The sequence below is a fragment of the Streptomyces sp. NPDC043870 genome (genome assembly GCF_056435785.1).
In genome coordinates this window covers 12,086-31,256 of record NZ_JBWKDT010000048.1, presented here as the reverse complement: position 1 = coordinate 31,256, position 19,171 = coordinate 12,086, and the positions used below count along the sequence as shown (strand labels likewise).

Genomic DNA, 19,171 nt, shown 5'->3' with positions numbered 1-19,171 from the left:
CAGCCGGGGAAGTGCTCCGGCGCACGTGGAGGAGCAAGACCATGCTGCGGGCTGTATGGAACGGCACAGTGATCGCGGAAGCCCCGCGCACGGTGATCGTCGAGGGCAATCACTACTTCCCGCCCGATGCGCTGCACCGGCAGTACTTCACGGAGAGCCGGTCGAGGTCGCTGTGCTTCTGGAAGGGACTCGCCCGGTACTACAGCGTCACCGTGGGCGGGCGGACCAACCCGAACGCGGCCTGGTACTACCCGCACCCCAGCCCCCTGGCGCGCCGGATCAAGGACCATGTCGCGTTCTGGCAGGGGATCACGGTCGAGGGTGAGCCGGAGCCCGCCCCGTGACCGGCCGCCGCCTGGCCCGCGCCGGGGCCTGGACCGTCGGGGCCGCGGCCGTCGCTGTCGGCGGTTGGGCCGGGCTGGTGAGCGGGGCGTTGCCCGCCGACCTCGGGGTAGGCCGGCGCGTCCGACCGCTCGGGCCGCGGAGCGTGGACATCGCCGCGCCCCGACTGGTCGCCGAGGAGTCACCCTGACGGCCTCTCCTCTACCGGCGGGTACGTAAGCGCCCTCACATACCTGCACATGCCCTGCGTCCTAGCGTCAGCCTCGAGAAGTGACGGCACCGCAATGAGGAGGACGATCACCATGACCGTCACCGTGCAGGCATCCTCGAGAACCGCCGCGATACCCCTTCATGCGGCGTGGGGCGCCGCTGCCGGACTGGTCGGCGGCATCGGGATGGGCATCTGGATGTCGGTGTCCCGGCCGATGACGGACACCGCGATGATCACCATGGTCGCAGGTCTCCTCGGCTCGACGAATGCCTTCGTGGGCTGGCTGATCCACCTGTCCATCGCGCTCTTCGCCGGCGTCACCTTCGGCGCGCTGCTCGGCCAGTTCGCCAAGCGGCTCGCTCCCGCCGTCGTCCTCGGGCTGCTCTACGGCGCGGTGTGGTGGTTCATCGGCGCACTGTGGATCATGCCCGCCAACATGGGCATGCCCGTCTTCGTATGGAACGACGTCACCGCCTCCAGCCTGGGCGCCCACCTGCTGTTCGGACTGCTCGCCGGACTGACGTTCGCCGCCATCGCCCAGAGTGCCAGCCAGCGCACCGGTCCGGCCGGAGGATGAGCCCCGTACCGCCCGCGTCAACACCCGGCCCCGGCACCCCACAGCCGGGCGCGGTGCCGCGCCGGACAGGCATCGACGGCGGTGCGGTGCCCTACTGTCTGGCCGAGGGCGCCGAGGCGCTCGCCAGCCCGGCATGGGGGGCCGCGCCCCCGCCGTGGGCACCGGGACGACGCGAGGAGACGCACACCATGACCGACGCCGCAGCGGAGAACAACACCTCGGCGCGGACCTGGTGCCTGGCCGAGGTCGACATCTTCTGCGACCTGTCGGAGCAGGAGATGGAAGCCATCGCGCAGGCCGCACCGATGAAGACCTACAGCGCGGGAGAGATCCTCTACTCGCCCGCCCAGCCGTCCGAGGTGCTGTTCATCCTCAAGAAGGGCCGTATCCGCATCTTCCGCGTCTCCGCCGACGGCCGCGCCCTCACCACCGCGATCATCACCCCCGGCACTGTCTTCGGCGAGATGGTGCTGCTCGGGCAGCGCATGTACGACAACTACGCCGAGGCCCTCGACGACACCGTCGTCTGCGTGATGAGCCGCGCGGACGTCCACAAGTTCCTGCTTTCGGACGCCCGGATCGCCGCCCGCATCACCGCGATCCTCGGCCGACGCCTTTCCGACCTCGAACAGCGCCTGTCCGACAGCGTCTTCAAATCCGTTCCGCAGCGCATCGCCACCACCCTGCTGACGCTCGCCGCCGAAACCCGGCCACGCGTGCTCGGCGGCCGCGGCCCGCAGATCGCCCTCACCCACCAGCAGATCGCCGCCTTGGCCGGAACCTCCCGCGAGACGTGCACCAAAGTCCTGCGCGACTATGCCGACCAGGGCCTGATCCGCCTCGCTCGCGGCCGCGTCACCGTCCTCGACGCCGATAGACTGGCGGACCGGGCCGGCTGACGTCACCGAACCGTAAGCACCCTCCCGGCCCACGTGCTGCCCCGACGGATCTAGATTCAGTGCCGAATCCGAACGTCAGGAGCTGACATGCGTGCCCGCTCGTTCCTTCCCGCCCTCCTCACCACCGCGGCGCTCGCCCTGACCGCCTGCGGCTCGGACACCGGCACCCCGGCCGACGGAGCCGCAGCCACGGGCAGCCCGGTGGCGAGCAGCGCCCCCACCGCCCCGGAAGGCGATGCAACCGCCACCTCTGCGGCGTCTGTGCCCGAGGCGCTGCGCTTCACCGGGACGACGATCGACGGGAAGCCGTTCGACGGCGCGACGCTGGCCGGGAAGCCGGCGGTGCTGTGGTTCTGGGCGCCGTGGTGCCCCAAGTGCAAGGCGCAGGGGCCCGAGACGGCGAAGGTCGCCGCCGAATTCCAGGGCAAGGCGAACGTCGTCGGCGTGGCCGGCCTCGACAAGCCTGCGGCCATGAAGGACTTCGTCACCTCGGCGAAGGTCGGCACGTTCCCGAACCTGTCCGACGAGGCCGGGGACATCTGGAAGAAGTTCGAGATCACCGAGCAGAGCACGTACGTGATCCTCGACAAGGACGGCAAGATCGTCTTCACCGGCAACCTGCCCGCCGGCGAAGGACTGGCCGAGAAGGTCAGCCGGCTCGTCGGCTGAACGTCATGCCCGACCTCCCCCTCGCGCTCGCCCTGACGGCAGGAATGCTGGCAGCGGTGAATCCGTGCGGCTTCGCCCTGCTTCCCGCCTATCTCTCCCTGCTCGTCCTAGGCGACGACACGCCCAGCCGTACGGCGGCCGTCGCCCGTGCACTGGCCGCTACGGCTGCCATGACCGCCGGGTTCGCGGGCGTGTTCGCCCTGTTCGGGCTGGCCGTCGCGCCCGTCGCGGGCCAGGTGCAAGAGCATCTGCCCTGGTTCACCATCGCCTTCGGCCTGCTGCTCGCCCTCGTCGGCGGCCGGCTGCTGGCCGGGCGTGCCCTGCCCACGCTGCTCCCCAAGCTCCGCCGCGCACCGACCGTGACCCGCTCCGCGTTCTCCATGGCCTTGTTCGGCGCGGCCTACGCGATCGCCTCCCTCGGCTGCACCATCGCCCCCTTCCTCGCCATCGTCGTCTCCGCATTCCGCAGCGGATCCACCATCGAGGGCGTCGTGCTGTTCGCGGCGTACGCGGCCGGGATGGGCGTCATCGTCGGCGCCGCCGCACTGTCCGTGGCCCTGACCCGCACCACCCGGGTCGGCGGGCTGCGCCGCCTGGGCTCCGTGGCCTCACGCCTCGGAGGCGGACTCCTCCTGCTGGTCGGCGCGTACGTGGCCTACTACGGCTGGTACGAAATCCGCGTCCAGCGCAACCCACGGAGCACAGACCCCGTCATCGACGCGGCAGGCACCGTACAGCGCGCGCTGGCCGACGCCCTCTCGACCATCGGCGTCCCCGCCATCGCAGGCGTCTTCGCCGTGCTCCTCCTCGGTGCCCTGTTCCTGCGCCACCACCGACGCACCACCAGGAAAGAACCCAGCCACGGCAGCACCAGCACGCCGCCGCGCACCACGTAGGGGCAGTTGCCGAGCTGAGGCTGATCACGACGGCCGGTGCCCTGGGCCACGGCCGTGCCCTGGGGTGGCGGGCGCCGTGCCGCAGCGGCCGGGGTCGGCATCGAAGACGGCCGCGCAGTGGGCGGAGCAGAAGTAGTGGGTGCCGGTGGCGGTGTCGCGGTGTTCGGCGGCGGTTGACGGGTCCACGTGCATGCCGCACACCGGGTCGGTCACCTCCTGCCGCTGGGCGTCGTCTTCCCCGGCCGCTCCGGTCTCCACGGTGGGGTGCACTGCCACCGACTCGGCCTGCGGCAGTGGGGCGGGGTGCCAGCGGCGCAGTCGGGAGGCGTTGGTGACGACGGACAGGGAGGACAGGGCCATGGCGGCGGCGGCGATCATCGGGCTGAGGCGGATGCCCCACAGCGGGTAGAGGACCCCGGCTGCGAGCGGGACGCCGACGGCGTTGTAGATCAGGGCGAAGAACAGGTTCTGGCGGATGTTGCGCATGGTGGCGCGCGAGAGGCGGATGGCGGTGACGACTCCGGTGAGTGAGCCGGAGATCAGGGTGATGTCGGCGGCCTCGATGGCCACGTCGGTGCCGGTGCCGATGGCGAGGCCGACATCGGCGGCCGCGAGGGCGGGGGCGTCGTTGATGCCGTCGCCGACCATGCCGACGGTGCGGCCCTCGGACTGGAGCCGGCGGATCTCGTCGGCCTTGTGCTGGGGCAGCACCTCGGCCAGTACGCGGCCCACGCCGACCTGGGCCGCGATGGCCTTGGCCGTACGGGAGTCGTCGCCGGTGATGATGACGGTGTCGATGCCGAGGCGTCGCAGGGCAGCGATGGCTGCCGCGGAGTCCTCCTTGACGGTGTCGGCGACGGCGAGGACCCCGGCGGGCCGTCCGTCGACGGCGGCCAGTACGGGGGTCTTGCCCAGGGCGGAGAACTGCTCGGCGACCGCGGTGAGTCGGGCGGTGTCGGCGCCGGCGTCGCCGAGGAGGCGGGCGGTGCCGACGAGTACGGCCTTGCCGTCCACGGTGGCCCGGACGCCTTTGCCGGTGACCGACTCGAAGCCGGAGGAGGGCGGCACGGTGAGGCCGCGTTCCCGTGCGGCGGCGACGATCGCGCCCGCGAGCGGGTGCTCGCTGTCCGCCTCCGCGCCGGCCACCAGCGCCAGCAGCCGTTCCTCTCCGAAGCCCTCGGCGGTGTGGACGTCGGTGAGTTCGGGCTTTCCGGCGGTGACGGTGCCGGTCTTGTCCAGGACGACGGTGTCCAGCTTGTGCGCGGTCTCCAGGGCCTCGGCGGAACGGATGAGGATGCCCGCCTGGGCACCCTTGCCGGTGCCGACCATGACGGACAGCGGGGTGGCCAGCCCGAGCGCGCACGGACAGGCGATGATCAGCACGGCGACCGCGGAAACCAGCGCGAGCGTGAGGGCGGGGGCCGGTCCGATCGTGTACCAGAGGGCGAACGCGGCGACGGCGATCGCGATCACGGCGGGCACGAAGTAGGCGGAGACGGTGTCGGCGAGCCGCTGGATGGGTGCCTTGGACGCCTGGGCCTGCTGCACCAGGCGGATGATCTGGGCGAGCATCGTGTCGGCGCCCACCTTGCTCGCCCGCACCCGCAGGGAACCGGTGGTATTGACGGTGGCGCCGATGACCGTGTCCCCGGCGCGCTTCGTCGCTGGCATAGGCTCGCCGGTGACCATCGACTCGTCCACCGCCGAGGAGCCGGACAGCACCTCGGCGTCGACCGGGATCTTCTCCCCCGGCCGGATCGCGATCTCGTCACCCAGGACCACGTCCTCGACGGGGATCTCGACCTCGGTCCCGTCCCGTATCACGCGGGCCGTACGGGCCTGGAGGCCCAGCAGCGCCCGGATCGCCTCGCCCGTACCGGCCTTCGCCCGCGCCTCGAGGAGCCGCCCGAGCAGAATCAGGGTGAGGATCACCCCGACCGCCTCGTAATAGACCGCCCGTACCTCCTCGGGCAGCAGTCCCGGCGCCAGCGTCACCAGCAGGCTGTAGCCGTACGCCGCCGAAGTGCCCAGCGTGATCAGGGAATTCATGTCGGCACCCCGGTGGCGCAGGGTCAGCCAGCCGGTCGCGTGCACGGGCCACCCGGTGTAGAACATCACGGGAGTGATCAAGGCCAACTGCAGCCAGTGATTCAGCATCCAGCCCGGCACCCAGCCGGCACCGAACAGCTCATGGGTCATCACCGCGAACAGCACCGGAAGGGTCAGCACCACGCCCACGACGACCCGGCGGGTCAGGTCCTCGATCTCGGCACGGCGCTCGGCGGCATCCGCGGCCTCCGTCTCGGCCGCGCTCGGCTCGACGGGCGGCGGTTGCGCCGCCCCGGCAGCGGAGGCCGGGCGGCCGACGGGGGCTGCCTCTCCGTCCGGTTCGACCTGGAGGGTGCCGCGGATCATGTTCATTCCGCAGGCGAAGCCGAAGGTTCCGGCCTCGGTCGGGTCGAGCCGTACGGTCGTGCGCGCGTACGCCGGTAGCAGTGCGTTGATGCGCAGGTCCGGGAAGAGGACCCGGTTGGTGCACTCCCCGGACTCCTGCCGGTCGAAGACCAGCTCCGCCGGCACCCCCTGCCTCACCCGGATCACATCAGGGCTGTAGCCGCCCCGGACAGTGATCTCGACCCGCTGCACGCCGTTCTCCATACGCGCGGTACGGGCATGGCGGGGGCCGAAGAAGAACCAGCCCAGTGCGGAGATGAGCACGACGGCTGCCGCCACCACGGCGATATCGGCGATACCCATGACAGACCTTCCCTCTGTCCGGCTACCTCCCCAACCCCAGGATACCCCCACCCGGTATGGACTGAATTGCCGAACGGCCTCGCCAGGAGGGAGCTGTCCGGCGCGCTCCGGCCGCGGACCGCAGCCCGAGCACTGACTGGTGCGCTTCGAGGAGGCCCGCCATGAGCTTCGTCCAGCAGCGCAATTACGGGCCGTACGCGGCCGCGATCGTCGCGGTGGGGGCGCTTGCTCTGGGCGTCGCGTGGCCTCGCCTGTCCCGTCGGGCGGGCCGGCCTGGCCGGCCTGCTTCGGGGAGAGGGGGCGCGAAGCGCGATCGGACCAACCGCTAGGCTCTCGGCATGGTCACGGCCTGGACGTCATCCAGCAAGCGCCGGACCCGCCTGTCGGCCGGTCCGCTGCGCGTGCTGTGGCTGGCGGCCTTGCTGTTGGGCTTGGTGTACACGCACGGCGTGAGCGCGGAGACCGCCGCGGCTCACATGACCACCAGTGCCGCCGTTCCCGCGGCGCACACCGGGCCGGGCCACAACGTGGCGCAGGCGCCCGATGAACACACTCCGGCGGATCGCCACGATGACGGCCAGGATTCCCACCCCGCCGGCGAGTGCGTGTCCGGGCAACCGCAGCAGGGGGCCGGTCTGTCGGCTCCCGCTCCGGCTCCCTTCGAAGGGCAGTCGCCCTGCCTGGTGACCGTGGCAGGGAAGTCCAAGGTGTCCGGGGACGGGTCGGCGCATCCTCCGCCTCGAAGTACATCAGCGACAGTCATCCAGCGGATCTAGATCCCGGCGTTCCCGCGACCGCTGCGGACGGCCGCTCCGGCCATCCTCGCGCAGGCGGTCCGACGTTCCACGCGCCGCGTCCCTGCCGCAGCAGGTCCTCCCTGACCGCGTGCCGCTCGCTTCCCTGTGCCATGCCACAGCGCCGCCACGCCCGCCGATCCCCGCCAAGGAGCCATGTCCTTGTCCTCCCAGCAGCTCATCGACCGATCCGCCCCCGCCGCGCCGCCATCCGCTGTGGGCGGGCGGGCCGCCCTGCGCAGGGCCCGCACCCGACGGGCCCAGCAGAAGTCCCTCCCCGCCCGCTACCTCGGATATGTCGGCTACTTCGTCGGCGCCGGCCTGATCAGCGGAGCGGTCGTGCACCATCCGCTCGACCCCGCCCGCTACACGCGGATCGCCCTCTACGGTGTCCTCGTCTTCCTGGCCGCCACGGTCCTCAACGAGTTCATCCTCACCCGCGAGCGGCCCGGCCTACCTCGCGTACTGGTGGTGATCGGCGCTTCGCTGATGCTGTCGTTCGGCATCGGCATGCTCAGTGGCGGCCTCCAGCACTTCGACGACTTCCCGGCGCGTGGCGCCGTCCTGGTTCCGCTGGGCCTGACTGTGTCCTTCGTCGCGTACGTCATCAAGGACGCGGACACGCCCTGGCAGCGCATCTTCGGCTGGGTGGGACTGGCCGTGCTGATCGCCGCGACCCTCGCCTTCTTCGGATTGCGGCAGGTGGCCGCCTCCATGGGTGCGCCCGCGGAGGGCGGCGGACACAGCCACGGCGGTGCGGAGGAGCCGGAGCAGAAGGAACAAGCACCTCACACCACACCCAGCGCGCCGGAAACTCCGCCCGCCGCCGTCTCCCCGCAAGAGGAAGCCGGCACGGAGGAGACAGCGGGACACGGTGACGGCCACAGCCACTGACAACCCGATCGCCACAGGGCAGGTCGCAGAGTCTCGGTTATCGTCGACGGCGGAGGTGAACGTAACGGTGCAGCAGTACGCACGAGCGGTAGGGGTGGCAGCGCGTCTCCTGCTTGTCGTGGTGCTGGCACTCGGCGTGTTCATCATGCACACCGTCGGTCACCCCGGCGATGGCTCCGGTACGGGGACGGCCTCCTCCTCACACATGGCGAGCAAGGGCGGGATGCCCGCGCACGGCCACGGACACCGCGCGGATCCCGTCCCCGACATGGGCCTGTCCCCGGCCCCACCCGCTGTGGACCCGGCCGCCGACCCCGCGCTGACCATCGTCTTCGCACCGGCGGACGAGCCCGGCATGGCGATGGACATGGCCTCGCTGTGCCTGGCCGTACTCGGCTCCTGGGCTCTGGCCGCGCTGCTGCACGCGCTGTTCGTGGGCAGGCGCGACTGGTTCGCGAAGCTCATCACCGGGGTTCTCGCAGCCGTGCGGCCCATTCCTCCGCCCAGAGCTCCTGACCTCGCACAACTGTCGATCCTGCGGATCTAGGCCGACCTCTGCTGCGCGGACAGGCCCGTCAGGGCTGCCCGCCACACGCCTACGCATCCACTCATTCAGAATCGATCACACGAGGTACACAGAACATGACCGCCTTCAAGCGTTCCTTCCGCATGCCCCCGCACCGCCATGTCACGGTCGTGGGAGCCGTCGCCGCCGGGGCCCTGCTGCTCACCGCCTGCGGCGGTGCCGACAGCAGCGACTCCTCCGCCGCTCCGGCGAAGACCGCGACGTCCGCCGCAGGGGCTTTCAACGACGCGGACGTCTCCTTCGCGCAGGGGATGATCCCGCACCACCAGCAGGCCCTGGAAATGGCCGAGCTGGCCGACGGCCGCGCGTCCGACCAGGAGATCAAGACCCTGGCCGGGCAGATCGAGAAGGCTCAGGATCCCGAGATCCAGACCATGCGATCCTGGCTCAGCACCTGGGGCAAGCCCGAATCGTCCGGCATGGACCACGGCGCCGGCCACGGTGCGGGCCACGGTGGCGGAGAGATGCCCGGAATGATGTCCGACGAGGACATGGACGCGCTCATGGCCGCCAAGGGCACCGACTTCGACCGCAAGTTCGCCCAGATGATGATCGACCACCACAACGGCGCCATCGACATGGCGAAGGACGAGCAGAAGAACGGCCGCAACGCCGCCGCCAAGAAGCTCGCCGACGAGGTCATCAAGAACCAGTCCACCGAGGTCAAGCAGATGCAGAGCATCCTCGACCGCCTCTGACCCGCACCGTACGCACCGCTGTTTCCGACCCTCCCGCAAGTGCCCGGAACAGCGGACGTAGGCCCCTACCCTCGGCAGGACAAAAGGAAGATGAAGAACACCATCAAGCGGCCCCTGGCAGCCGCGGCGATCCTCGCGCTCGGACTCACACTGACCGCCTGCTCCAGCGAAAGCGACGCGGGCAACGGCACCCACACCGCGACGACGGATTCGTCCGCGACGGTGCACGGCCACGTTCACGGGCTGGGCATTGACCCTGCCGACAGCCGGCTCTACGTCGCCACCCACGAAGGGATCTTCACGCCGGGCAAGGATGGCGCGGCCCAGCAGGTCGGCACCAGCACGGACGACTTCATGGGCTTCACCGTGGCGAAGTCGGGGACCTTCCTGGCCAGCGGCCACCCCGCCCCCGGAACCGACGGCCCCGCCAACCGCGGCCTGATCGAGAGCACCGATTCCGGCAGAACCTGGAAGACCCGGTCCCTCGCGGGCGAGGTTGACTTCCACGCCCTCGACTACGCCCACGGCACCATCTACGGCTACGACAGCACCAACGCCCTGCTGCGCGTCAGCAAGGGCGGCACGGACTGGGACGACCGCGCCCGTCTCCAAGCACTGGACATCGCCGTCAGCCCCGACGACCCGGACACCGTGCTCGCCACCACCCCGGACGGCATCGCGAAGAGCACCGACGGCGGCAGGACCTTCGCGGCAGGCAAGCAGCCGGCGATGGCCTTCCTCTCGTGGGGGACGACCGGCGCGCTGTACGGACTCGACGACACCGGCGCGCTCAGCAGGAGCAGTGACGGTGGCGTCACCTGGCAGCAGGCGGGCACGGTTCCCGGCGGACAGGCCCAGGCGCTCACAGCGGTCGACGACCAGCACGTCCTGGCTGCCACCCAGAGCGGCGTCCACGAGTCCCGGGACGGCGGCAAGACGTTCGCCAAGCGGTTCACGGTCGAGGCCGGCGACGGCCACTGATCCACACGGCCGGACGGCTCCGCCAGAGCATGATGCCCCGGCACACCGCTCTGGCGGGGTCTTCGTCTCGGCGCGACAGCGCCGAGCCACGCGTTCGAGCAGGCAATACGAGATGAGATGGAGCCGATGACGGTGAACGGCACCCGCAAGAGCAGCCCGGCGGCGGCCCGGCTGCCGGTGGTGTGTGCGCTGCTCCTCGGCCTGTTCCTCATGCACGGCAGCCCGGCCACTGCTGCGCACGGCTGCCACGGCGCCTCGGCAGGCACCGCGTCATCCGCTGCCGCGGAGCCGCACCATCACGGCGAGAGCACGATGGTGGTAACGGCCACCCATGCCGCCAGTACGTCCGCGGGTCCGGCGGCTCACGTGGGCGTACCGCTGGCTGCCGAGGGCGCGATGTGTGTGTCCACGCCTGCCCACGGCCAGGTCCCACTGCCCGCTCTCGCCGTCCTTGCCCTTGTGGCGACGGCTGCGATGTGGCTGCTGACCAGCCGTACGACCAGTCTGTCTGCCGCCCGCCGACGGGCACCGCCAGGTGGCCGTCCCCTGCTGCTTCAGGTGTGTGTCGCCCGGACGTGACCAGGCCGTGCCCGGCCCCTGCCCAGGAGCCCGGGCCACGCTGCCCTGTTCACCTTCGCGCCCCGACGGCGCGACTCCCGGAAAGACCGAAACCCCTATGTCTGCACGCCACATGTCCGCACGCCTTCGCCCGACCAACCGCCGCCGTGCCCTGGCGGCCGCCGGCACAACCGCCGTACTCGCCCTGGCCCTGGCCGCCTGCGGCAGCTCCGGCGACGACTCGATGCCCGGCATGCACCACGGCACCAAGGCCTCCGCCTCCGCTTCCCCGACTGCCTCTTCCGCCGCGGCCGGTACCGGCCGCGGCGGCCACAGCGGCCATGACATGGACGCCATGAAGGACACGGCGTCGAACGACGGCCTTGCGGCCCAGAAGGACGGCTACCGTCTCGGCGCCGCCGCCTCCGCCCTTCCCGTCGGCAAGGCCGCCGCTTACCGGTTCACGATCAGTGGCCCCGATGGCAAGGCCGTGACCGACTTCGCCGTGGACCAGACCAAGCGCCTGCACTTCTACGCCATCCGGTCCGACCTGACCGGATTCCAGCACCTCCACCCCACGATGGCAGCCGACGGCACCTGGACCGCGCCGCTGGCCGCGCTGAAGCCCGGGACCTGGCGCATGTACGCCTCCTTCATTCCGGACAGCGGCCCGGGCAAGGGTGAAGACTTCGTCCTCAGCACCACCGCAACCGTGCCCGGCACCGCATCCGACACGGCCCTGCCCAAGGTGTCCGGCACCACCACCGTCGACGGGTACACCGTCACCGTGACCGGCCGTCCCACGTCGGGTAAGGCGAACCCGCTGACCGTCACCGTCACCAAGGACGGCAAGCCGGTCACCGACCTGCAGCCCTACCTCGACACGTACGCCCACCTGACCGCCTTCCACGACGGCGACCAGGCCCTCGCCCACCTCCACCCCGAGACCGCAGTGTCCAGCGGCCGGGGCGGGCCCAGCCTGACGTTTCACGCCGAACTGCCCAAGCCGGGCGACTGGCGGCTGTTCCTGCAGTTCCAGACCGCAGGTACCCTGCACACCGCAGCCCTCACCATGAACGTCGGCTGACGACGGCCCGGGGCGGGGGCGGCCACCTCCTCCTCCCCGGGCCCACTTCCTCCCCGGGCCCACTTCACGGCCGGTCAGGAGCGGACAGCCGTGGTCACTCGCGACATGGTGCGCTGCTCCTGCTCCTTGAGCTGTCCGTAGCGCGTACGGCCCCGGGGTTTGTACACCGAGAGCACAGTGGCCACGAGGAGCGCCAGCAGGGCAGCGCCGGACTGGATCACGAGCTGGGTGCCCAGACCGTGCAGCTCACCACCGGACCAGGTCGTTCCCGCAGCCGCGTCGGCGATGTAGCTCACCGGCTTCATGTGGACCAGCGGCGCGAGGGTGGCAAGGACCGTGATCACGAGTATCACTGTGACCCAGTAGTAGCGGACCAGGCCCCACATGCTGTCGAGGGCGGAGACCACTCCCGGTCAGCAGGGAGGCGATGCACAGAGGGACGATGACGAACCAGCCCGCAACTTCCATCGCGATGTAGGCCGACCGTCCTGGTCGACGGCTGAGCCGCGGTGCTTGACGGTCAGCACGCCGACTTCGCGTCCGCGCAGCAGTGTCTCGGTTTCAGCCTCATTGGCCTGGCCGGTGACGCGGTCCGCGCCGATCTCCGGTGACGTGCGCGGCGTACGCGAGGGGAGTGACCGGTGGTGTTCGGCGGCCCCCGAACTCCCGGCCGGGATCGGGCGGGGAATTCCGGATGGGTATTCCTTCATTCTCGAATACACGCTCGCCCTGGCGGGAACTCTTCGCACTGACATTCTCGGGTGAAGACATTTGCTAATGTCTGCCGTAGCGGGGAGCAGTTCGCCGTCACCACAAGAGGCCAGCGCATTCGTCCCGTTTCACCGCTCCACCGGCCGACCTGACCGGTGAATTCACTTATTCTGCTCATTGCGCAGCGAAACACGTCCTGCCGGGAAGGCCGGCCGGGGCCGATTTTTCGGATCTCTGTTTCCTGCTTCTCGTTCGCTGCGCCCGCCCGCCGCAGAGTCGGCGCCGATTCCTAGCGGTTGTTCGCCACCCGTCGACGAGGGGGCCTTGTTGGCCACGCATCCACACGACATGTCCGCCCAGGAACGAGAGCAGCTCAGCCTGAGCACCGCCGCCGCCCGAAATCTGGCGACAACCACCAAATCCGCCCCGCAGATGCGTGGGATCTCCTCGCGCTGGCTGCTCCGTCGACTGCCGTGGGTGCAGGTGTCGGGCGGCACCTACCGGGTCAACCGGCGCCTCTCGGTAGCTGTCGGCCGAGGCCGGGTCAGCTTCGTCCAGAACGGGGCGGACGACGTGCGAATAGTGCCCGAGACGCTGCGTGAGATCCCCGCACTGCGCGGATTCGAAGACGACGGCCTGTTGACCGAGTTGGCAGGCCGGTTCACACTCCGGCATTTCCGCAGCGGCGATGTCATCGTCGAGGAGGGGCGCCCCGTGGAAGAGGTGTTCATCGTCGCGCACGGACGTATCCAGCGGACCACGACCGGAAAATTCGGCGGCCTCGAAACCCTCGGCGTCCTGGCCGACGGCGACCACCTCGGCGACGAGGGCCTACTGCAGACCGACCCCCACTGGACGGCCACGGTCACGGCCGCCACTGCCGGCACCCTCATGGTTCTCCCGTGGAGCGCCTTCCTGGGTCTGCTCAACCGCTCCGAAAAACTGCGCGAGCATATCGACGCATTCCTGGCCCAGACCACTCGGAAGGTCAATTCCAAGGGAGAAATAGAGGTGGCGATCGCCGCCGGGCACGAAGGCGAACCGGAGATTCCGAGCAGTTTCGTGGACTATGAGATCGCGCCCCGTGAGTACGAGCTATCGCTGACGCAGACGATCCTCCAGGTCCACTCCCGAGTCGCCGACCTCTACAACGACCCGATGAACCAGATCGAGGAACAGCTCCGGCTGACGATCGAGGAGATCCGGGAACGCCAGGAGTGGGAGCTCCTCAACAACCGTGAGTTCGGTCTGCTGCACAACGCCGCGTACGACCAGCGCATCAACACATGGTCAGGCCCGCCGACCCCGGACGACATGGACGATCTACTGTCGATGCGCCGCGGGACCGACATGTTCCTCGCCCACCCCAAGGCGATCGCGGCCTTCTTCCGTGAGTGCAACAAGCGGGGCATTTACCCCGACCGTACGGATGTCGCGGGTCATCAGGTTCCCGCCTGGCGCGGCGTGCCGATCTTCCCGTGCGGCAAGATCCCCGTTTCCGAGGGGCAGACGTCCTCCATCGTCGCGATGCGCACCGGCGAGGAGGAGCACGGGGTCATCGGACTGCACCAGACCGGCATACCCGAGGAGTACGAGGACAGCCTGAACGTTCGCTTCATGGGCATCGACGACAAAGCGATCATCCGGTACCTGGTGACGGCCTACTACTCCGTGGCGGTCCTCGTCCAGGACGCGATCGGCATTCTGGAGAACGTCGTCACCGCCGCGCCCCGGTCCTGACACCCGGCACCGAGGAAGGACTGATGATGGAGTCAACGGCGGTCCACGCGACGCGGCGCATCCCCCTCGGCCCCACGGGACTCGGCGCTTCGGCGGCCCGTATCGCCGACCTGCTCGGACCCCGTGTCCCCGAGCCCCGCGCCCCCAGGTCCCATACGCCCGAACCGCATCCCCCCAAGTCCCCCACAGCCGCCAGGAACCGCGGCATACCCGAGCTCTACTGCCCGCCTCCGGTGCGCGACGATCCGGCCCTGGGAGAGGAAGTCAACGACCGGCTCGTCCGTTGGGCCGAGCACGTCGGCATTTACGCCGACCGGCTGGAGGAGTTCCGGGAAACCCATTACGGGCGCCTGATCATGCTGACCCACCCCGACACCGAAGACCCGGACCGTCTGCTGTCCGCGGCCCGGTGCATGGCGGCGGAGTTCGCCGTCGACGACTACTTCTGCGACGCCGCCGCCACCGGTGACCGACCCGAGCGGCTCGGGCCGTGGCTGATGCTGGCCCAGTCGGCGATCGACCCGGCGCGGATGCCCCGCGCCCACCAGGAGTCCTATCAACGCGCGATCCGTGAGCACCCTGTGTGGAACGCCCTCCACGACTCGGTGCGGCACCTCGCCGCATATGCCAGCGGGTCGCAGATCAACCGGTTGCGGCAGGAGATCGCGGGGCTGTTCCTGGGGATGGACGCCGAGGCGGGCTGGCGCATCGGCGGCATCACACCGCCGGTGTGGGAGTACCTGGCGAACCGCCAGATGAACAGCTTCCTGCCGTGCATGACCCTCGTCGACCCGATCGGCGGATACGAACTGCCCGCCGACGTCTACGGGCGCCCCGACGTCCGTCGCGCGACCCTGCTGGCCGCGCTCGCGTCCGTCCTGCTCAACGACGTCTACTCCGTGCACAAGGAAGACAGCGCCCAGGGCGTCGAGTACAACCTGCCGACCGTGATCGCCGCGGAGGACGGCTGCTCCCTCGACGAGGCGATCCAGCGTGCCGCCGACATACACGACGACACCATGCGTTCCTTCGAGGCCGCCGCAGCCGGCCTCGTCCTCAGCGGCGACCCGGTCCTCATCCGCTACCTGGGCGCCCTGTGGGCGTGGCTGGGCGGGAACAAGGAGTGGCACGCCGGCAGTCCCCGCTACCAACACCAGTAAGGGAGCACCGAGATGATCGCGCCTGACACCATGAACCAGGTGCTGCCCACCCGGTACCAGCGGTCCGTGGCCGACTACTGGAACCAGGAGGAGAGCCCCGTCAACCTGCGTCTCGGCGACGTGGACAGCACCTATCACCACCACTACGGCATAGGTGACGTCGACTGGTCCGTACTGGAAGGCCCGGAAGACACCCGCGAAGAGCGCATCATCAGGGAACTGCACCGCCTGGAGAGCGCCCAGGCCGAGTTCCTCCTGAACCAGATGGGCACCATCCGCCCGGAAGACCGCATTCTCGACGCGGGCTGCGGCCGCGGCGGCACCAGCTTCATGGCCAACCTCGGGTTCGGCTGCCGCGTGGACGGCGTCTCCATCTCCGAGAAGCAGGTGCAGTTCGCCAACGGCCAGGCCGACCAGCGGGGTGTGGCCGACAAGGTGACGTTCCACTTCCGGAACATGCTCGACAACGGCTTCCCGTCCGAGACGTTCCAGGCCATCTGGAACAACGAGAGCACGATGTACGTCGATCTGCACGAACTCTTCGCCGAGCATGCCCGTGTCCTCAAGCCCGGTGGCCGGTATGTCACCATCACCGGCTGCTACAACGACCTCCACGGCCGCCAGCCGTCCCGGGCGGTCAGCCAGATCGACGCCCACTACATCTGCGACATCCACCCGCGCAGCGACTACTTCGCCGCGATGTCGGCGCACGGCCTGATCCCCATCAGCGTGGTCGACCTGACCGCCGCCACCATCCCCTACTGGGAACTGCGCGCCAAGTCGGACCTGGCGACCGGCATCGAACCGGCATTCCTCACTGCGTACAAGGAGGGCAGCTTCCACTACCTGATGATCGCGGCAGACAAGGTGTGAGAAACCGGTGGCCGGACCCACTGCGACTCGGCGGCCCCGCGCTCCAGGTACCGTCGGGCAATGGTGGCGGCCCGAGCGCGCGTCCCGTCGCCGTCAGGCGGAAGTGGTTCACCCTTCGGCGGGGCCTCTTCCTTGATCACTGCCACGGTTGCTGATCCAGGGTCAGCCCAGTGCGGCCGGTCGCGCTCCGCCTGCGGCCCCTCGAACCCCAATGCCTACCGGACGACCGTCTTGGTGTCCGGCGAGCCGAAGCAACGTCGAACCCTGGGCACCTGCACAAGGAGCCTCCCCCGCCGGGGCCCCGGCCTCGGAGACGATGCGAGTGATCCTCTGGCGTGGTAGCCGAGTACAGGGCGATGACAGGGGCCAAGGACGCCTGTCCGGCATCGACGGATTGGCCTTCGCGCCGCCGATACACACGCGGCCACCGTCTCGTACGCCTTGAGGATCCGCTCCCGGCCCGTCGGCGACCGCCGTTCAACTCGTGCGGAATCTCCGTCACAGGGTGAGAACGAGTTTGCCGCGGACCTGGCCGGTCTTGCTGATGCGGTGTGCTTCGGCCGCCTCGTGCAGGGGCAGGACGTCCTGGACTTCGACATGGACGACGCCGGTGTCGATGAGCGTGCTGATGCGGTGCAGCGCCTCGCCGTCCGGGGTGACGATCACGCGCTGCCCCTTGATCCCCGGCATGCGGTGCTCCTCGTCGATGGGCTCCGGCAGGGTGATGAGGGTCCCGCCCGGTCGCAGCAGAGGCCACGACTCCCGCTGAGTCCGGCCGCCGACGGTGTCGATGACAGCGTGGACCGGTTCGATGGTGTGCAGGCTGTCCGAGGTGCGGTCCACAGGCTCGTCGACACCGAGCCGGCGCAGGAAGTCGAGATTGCGTGGTGAGGCGGTGGCCGCGACGTGTGCCCCGCGGGCTTTGGCGAGCTGTACGGCGAAGTGGCCGACCCCGCCCGCGCCGGCGTGCACCAAAACCCGCTGCCCTGAGGCCACGTGTGCGGCATCGAGAGACTGCCAGGCGGTCAGGGCCGCCAGCGGAACGGCCGCGGCCTGGGCGAACGACAGGCCGGCGGGCTTGGGCGCCACCGCTGATGCAGGCAGGACGGCGAACTCCTGGTAGGCGCCGCCGTGCGGCAGGGGCAGCATGCCGTACACCTCGTCACCGACAGCTGGACCGTCCGCCGCCGCCGATGTAACGACCTCCCCCGCCACATCCCAGCCCAGCGCCAGCGGGAAGTGGCGGTCCGTGCCGACCGTACCTTCACGGAATTTCCAGTCGACGGGGTTGACCCCGGCTGCCCGAACCCTCACCAGGACCTCTCCGGCCGCCGGGGTCGGTACTGGTTGCTCGGTCAGTTCCAGGACGCTTTCATCGCCGTGACGGGAGAAGACCACTGCACGCATGTCAGGTGCTCCTGAGAAGTCGTAGATGAACGGTTCGCCGTGGGTGGCGACGGGCGTGCGCGGGGGCACCGCAAGCGCGGCGCGAGCCCAGGACCAGGACGAGGACCAGGACCAGGATGCGACGTCGTCGACCGATGGTCGGGACGCCGCATCAGGCTGATTCGGTGGGCGCAGAGCGGTATCAACGACCTGCCCGCCACAGCCTTTGCAGTCTCAGTCGTGCCCGGGCACCTGGCGGCGCAGTGCCGCCTCGGTGTCGGCGATGAGCTCGTCGAGGTAGGCGCGGGCGCCGCGCGGCTGGGTGAGCGCTGCCGCTTGGCCGGACCAGAGGTTGACGTAGTCGGACAGGCCGCGTTGCGCTGCCGCTGTGCGGAGCGGGCGTGTGAGTGTGTACTGGATCGGGTAGGGCGCCAGTTCGTTCTCGTACGCCAGTGCCTCACGGGTGAAGCGGTTGGGGATGGCTCGCGCGAGCCGCCCCGAGAAGGCTCGGGTCAGTACGGTCGTACGCGCGTCAGGGCCGTGCAGCGCGGCCCGGTGGATGGCGCTCGCGCCGGACTCCTCGGTGGCCAGGAAGCCGGTGCCGATCTGTACTCCGTCCGCCCCGAGCGTCAGCGCGGCGGCGATTCCCCGGCCGTCGGCGATGCCGCCCGCGGCCACGACGGGGATCGACACGGCCTGCGCGACCTGAGGAACGAGGGAGAAGGTCCCTACGAGGGACTCGTTCACGGGGCGCAGGAATGAGCCGCGGTGCCCGCCCGCGTCGCTGCCCGAGGCGACGACGGCGTCCATGCCCGCCGCCTCGATTGCGAGGGCCTCCTCGACGGTGGTCGCGGTGCCGATGGTCCGGATGCCGCGGCGCCGCGCCTCGTCGAGCACCCCGGCATCGGGGATGCCCATCACGAAGCTGATCACCGGCGGCTCCGCCGCGAGCAGCGCGTCGATCTGCTCCGCGAAGCCCGGGGCGGGCGGCGGCTCCTCCAACCGGTCCGTCGGCAGCCCGAGTTCATCGAACCAAGGGCGCAGCAGCCCGGCGTACCGGGCCATTCGGTCACGGTCGGGCGGTGCCGCGACTTCATCGGGGTGCGGAACCCAGAGGTTGACCGCGAAGGGTCGCGCCGTGGCCTTCCGCAGCTCGCCCACGAGCGCGCCGATTCCGTCCGGGGTGAGGATGTGTCCTCCGTACGAGCCGAGCCCGCCGCCCTCGGAGACAGCGGAGGCGAGTGCCACGGACGACAGTCCGCCGCCGAACGGTCCTTGCACGATGGGGACTTCCAGGTCCAGTAGCTCGGCGAGCCGGCCACGGGCCCAGGAACGCTTTCCGTCGGTCATGA

At 70.0% G+C, this 19,171-nt stretch carries 20 protein-coding genes; 16 read left to right on the top strand and 4 right to left on the bottom strand.

Features of this window, described 5'->3' with window-relative positions; genetic code table 11:
- The first annotated feature begins 41 nt into the window (after positions 1 to 41).
- The 6 genes from AC0699_RS34470 to AC0699_RS34445 all read left to right on the top strand — a co-directional run bounded on the left by AC0699_RS34470 (position 42) and on the right by AC0699_RS34445 (position 3,594).
- Positions 42 to 344: a DUF427 domain-containing protein gene (locus AC0699_RS34470; protein ID WP_478668348.1), complete on the top strand. Its 303-nt coding sequence runs from the start codon at positions 42 to 44 to the stop codon at positions 342 to 344.
- On the top strand, positions 341 to 532 hold the full coding sequence (locus AC0699_RS34465; protein ID WP_478668345.1) for a hypothetical protein: 192 nt from the start codon (positions 341 to 343) through the stop codon (positions 530 to 532). Before AC0699_RS34470 ends, AC0699_RS34465 begins: the two co-directional genes overlap by 4 nt.
- A 112-nt stretch (positions 533 to 644) precedes the next feature.
- Positions 645 to 1,130 carry a hypothetical protein gene (locus AC0699_RS34460; RefSeq protein WP_478668342.1) on the top strand — a complete coding sequence of 162 codons (486 nt, stop codon included), beginning with the start codon at positions 645 to 647 and terminating at the stop codon, positions 1,128 to 1,130.
- Positions 1,131 to 1,318: 188 nt separating this feature from the next.
- Positions 1,319 to 2,029 (top strand): Crp/Fnr family transcriptional regulator, encoded by a 711-nt coding sequence (locus AC0699_RS34455; RefSeq protein WP_478668340.1) that lies wholly within the window; start codon positions 1,319 to 1,321, stop codon positions 2,027 to 2,029.
- An 87-nt stretch (positions 2,030 to 2,116) separates the two neighbouring features.
- On the top strand, positions 2,117 to 2,698 hold the full coding sequence (locus AC0699_RS34450) for a redoxin domain-containing protein (RefSeq protein WP_478668337.1): 582 nt from the start codon (positions 2,117 to 2,119) through the stop codon (positions 2,696 to 2,698).
- A 5-nt stretch (positions 2,699 to 2,703) separates the two neighbouring features.
- Positions 2,704 to 3,594 carry a cytochrome c biogenesis CcdA family protein gene (locus AC0699_RS34445; protein WP_478668333.1) on the top strand — a complete coding sequence of 297 codons (891 nt, stop codon included), beginning with the start codon at positions 2,704 to 2,706 and terminating at the stop codon, positions 3,592 to 3,594.
- Between the two features lie 24 nt (positions 3,595 to 3,618).
- Here AC0699_RS34445 and AC0699_RS34440 read toward each other — a convergent pair whose 3' ends face one another.
- Entirely contained in the window at positions 3,619 to 6,351 is a 2,733-nt protein-coding gene (locus AC0699_RS34440) for a heavy metal translocating P-type ATPase (RefSeq protein WP_478668330.1), read from the bottom strand.
- A 338-nt stretch (positions 6,352 to 6,689) separates the two neighbouring features.
- On the opposite strand from AC0699_RS34440, the gene AC0699_RS34435 reads away from it, so the two are divergent.
- The 7 genes from AC0699_RS34435 (at position 6,690) to AC0699_RS34405 (ending at position 11,949) form a co-directional block, all read left to right on the top strand.
- Positions 6,690 to 7,127 carry a hypothetical protein gene (locus AC0699_RS34435; protein ID WP_478668326.1) on the top strand — a complete coding sequence of 146 codons (438 nt, stop codon included), beginning with the start codon at positions 6,690 to 6,692 and terminating at the stop codon, positions 7,125 to 7,127.
- Positions 7,128 to 7,301: 174 nt separating this feature from the next.
- Positions 7,302 to 8,039, top strand: a complete 738-nt coding sequence (locus AC0699_RS34430; RefSeq protein ID WP_478668323.1) for a hypothetical protein — start codon at positions 7,302 to 7,304, stop codon at positions 8,037 to 8,039.
- Between the two features lie 94 nt (positions 8,040 to 8,133).
- Positions 8,134 to 8,586 (top strand): DUF6153 family protein, encoded by a 453-nt coding sequence (locus AC0699_RS34425; RefSeq protein WP_478668320.1) that lies wholly within the window; start codon positions 8,134 to 8,136, stop codon positions 8,584 to 8,586.
- Positions 8,587 to 8,681: 95 nt separating this feature from the next.
- A complete protein-coding gene (locus tag AC0699_RS34420) occupies positions 8,682 to 9,323 on the top strand; it encodes a DUF305 domain-containing protein (protein WP_478668316.1) in 642 nt (213 codons plus the stop codon).
- A gap of 90 nt (positions 9,324 to 9,413) precedes the next feature.
- Complete coding sequence (locus tag AC0699_RS34415; RefSeq protein WP_478668312.1) at positions 9,414 to 10,304, top strand: F510_1955 family glycosylhydrolase; 891 nt, start codon at positions 9,414 to 9,416, stop codon at positions 10,302 to 10,304.
- 126 nt (positions 10,305 to 10,430) lie between these two features.
- Positions 10,431 to 10,883 (top strand): hypothetical protein, encoded by a 453-nt coding sequence (locus AC0699_RS34410; protein WP_478668308.1) that lies wholly within the window; start codon positions 10,431 to 10,433, stop codon positions 10,881 to 10,883.
- Positions 10,884 to 10,995: 112 nt separating this feature from the next.
- Positions 10,996 to 11,949: a hypothetical protein gene (locus AC0699_RS34405; RefSeq protein WP_478668305.1), complete on the top strand. Its 954-nt coding sequence runs from the start codon at positions 10,996 to 10,998 to the stop codon at positions 11,947 to 11,949.
- 74 nt (positions 11,950 to 12,023) lie between these two features.
- Here the strand turns inward: AC0699_RS34405 and AC0699_RS34400 are convergent, their stop codons facing one another.
- The gene (locus AC0699_RS34400; RefSeq protein ID WP_478668303.1) at positions 12,024 to 12,293 is read right to left on the bottom strand and encodes a hypothetical protein; all 270 of its coding nucleotides are present in this window, start codon (positions 12,291 to 12,293) and stop codon (positions 12,024 to 12,026) included.
- 715 nt (positions 12,294 to 13,008) lie between these two features.
- Here AC0699_RS34400 and AC0699_RS34395 point away from each other — a divergent pair.
- The 3 genes from AC0699_RS34395 to AC0699_RS34385 are packed head-to-tail and all read left to right on the top strand — an operon-like array spanning position 13,009 to position 16,433.
- On the top strand, positions 13,009 to 14,400 hold the full coding sequence (locus tag AC0699_RS34395) for a family 2B encapsulin nanocompartment shell protein (protein ID WP_478668300.1): 1,392 nt from the start codon (positions 13,009 to 13,011) through the stop codon (positions 14,398 to 14,400).
- Between the two features lie 23 nt (positions 14,401 to 14,423).
- Complete coding sequence (locus tag AC0699_RS34390; protein WP_478668296.1) at positions 14,424 to 15,560, top strand: family 2 encapsulin nanocompartment cargo protein terpene cyclase; 1,137 nt, start codon at positions 14,424 to 14,426, stop codon at positions 15,558 to 15,560.
- A 12-nt stretch (positions 15,561 to 15,572) separates the two neighbouring features.
- A complete protein-coding gene (locus AC0699_RS34385) occupies positions 15,573 to 16,433 on the top strand; it encodes a geranyl diphosphate 2-C-methyltransferase (RefSeq protein ID WP_478668292.1) in 861 nt (286 codons plus the stop codon).
- Between the two features lie 498 nt (positions 16,434 to 16,931).
- Here AC0699_RS34385 and AC0699_RS34380 read toward each other — a convergent pair whose 3' ends face one another.
- The gene (locus tag AC0699_RS34380; protein WP_478668290.1) at positions 16,932 to 17,840 is read right to left on the bottom strand and encodes an NADP-dependent oxidoreductase; all 909 of its coding nucleotides are present in this window, start codon (positions 17,838 to 17,840) and stop codon (positions 16,932 to 16,934) included.
- A gap of 213 nt (positions 17,841 to 18,053) precedes the next feature.
- Positions 18,054 to 19,169 carry an NAD(P)H-dependent flavin oxidoreductase gene (locus tag AC0699_RS34375; protein WP_478668286.1) on the bottom strand — a complete coding sequence of 372 codons (1,116 nt, stop codon included), beginning with the start codon at positions 19,167 to 19,169 and terminating at the stop codon, positions 18,054 to 18,056.
- Positions 19,170 to 19,171 lie beyond the last annotated feature (2 nt).

What these genes read in the sequence shown, in the direction of transcription:
- AC0699_RS34460 (WP_478668342.1), top strand. Translation starts at nt 645, where the DNA reads ATGACCGTCACCGTGCAGGCATCCTCGAGAACCGCCGCGATACCCCTT.
- AC0699_RS34420 (WP_478668316.1), top strand. Translation starts at nt 8,682, where the DNA reads ATGACCGCCTTCAAGCGTTCCTTCCGCATGCCCCCGCACCGCCATGTC.
- AC0699_RS34440 (WP_478668330.1), bottom strand. Translation starts at nt 6,351, where the DNA reads ATGGGTATCGCCGATATCGCCGTGGTGGCGGCAGCCGTCGTGCTCATC.
- AC0699_RS34390 (WP_478668296.1), top strand. Translation starts at nt 14,424, where the DNA reads ATGATGGAGTCAACGGCGGTCCACGCGACGCGGCGCATCCCCCTCGGC.
- AC0699_RS34455 (WP_478668340.1), top strand. Translation starts at nt 1,319, where the DNA reads ATGACCGACGCCGCAGCGGAGAACAACACCTCGGCGCGGACCTGGTGC.
- AC0699_RS34395 (WP_478668300.1), top strand. Translation starts at nt 13,009, where the DNA reads ATGTCCGCCCAGGAACGAGAGCAGCTCAGCCTGAGCACCGCCGCCGCC.
- AC0699_RS34405 (WP_478668305.1), top strand. Translation starts at nt 10,996, where the DNA reads ATGTCCGCACGCCTTCGCCCGACCAACCGCCGCCGTGCCCTGGCGGCC.
- AC0699_RS34445 (WP_478668333.1), top strand. Translation starts at nt 2,704, where the DNA reads ATGCCCGACCTCCCCCTCGCGCTCGCCCTGACGGCAGGAATGCTGGCA.
- AC0699_RS34470 (WP_478668348.1), top strand. Translation starts at nt 42, where the DNA reads ATGCTGCGGGCTGTATGGAACGGCACAGTGATCGCGGAAGCCCCGCGC.
- AC0699_RS34430 (WP_478668323.1), top strand. Translation starts at nt 7,302, where the DNA reads ATGTCCTTGTCCTCCCAGCAGCTCATCGACCGATCCGCCCCCGCCGCG.
- AC0699_RS34410 (WP_478668308.1), top strand. Translation starts at nt 10,431, where the DNA reads ATGACGGTGAACGGCACCCGCAAGAGCAGCCCGGCGGCGGCCCGGCTG.
- AC0699_RS34380 (WP_478668290.1), bottom strand. Translation starts at nt 17,840, where the DNA reads ATGCGTGCAGTGGTCTTCTCCCGTCACGGCGATGAAAGCGTCCTGGAA.
- AC0699_RS34435 (WP_478668326.1), top strand. Translation starts at nt 6,690, where the DNA reads ATGGTCACGGCCTGGACGTCATCCAGCAAGCGCCGGACCCGCCTGTCG.
- AC0699_RS34450 (WP_478668337.1), top strand. Translation starts at nt 2,117, where the DNA reads ATGCGTGCCCGCTCGTTCCTTCCCGCCCTCCTCACCACCGCGGCGCTC.
- AC0699_RS34415 (WP_478668312.1), top strand. Translation starts at nt 9,414, where the DNA reads ATGAAGAACACCATCAAGCGGCCCCTGGCAGCCGCGGCGATCCTCGCG.
- AC0699_RS34375 (WP_478668286.1), bottom strand. Translation starts at nt 19,169, where the DNA reads ATGACCGACGGAAAGCGTTCCTGGGCCCGTGGCCGGCTCGCCGAGCTA.
- AC0699_RS34385 (WP_478668292.1), top strand. Translation starts at nt 15,573, where the DNA reads ATGATCGCGCCTGACACCATGAACCAGGTGCTGCCCACCCGGTACCAG.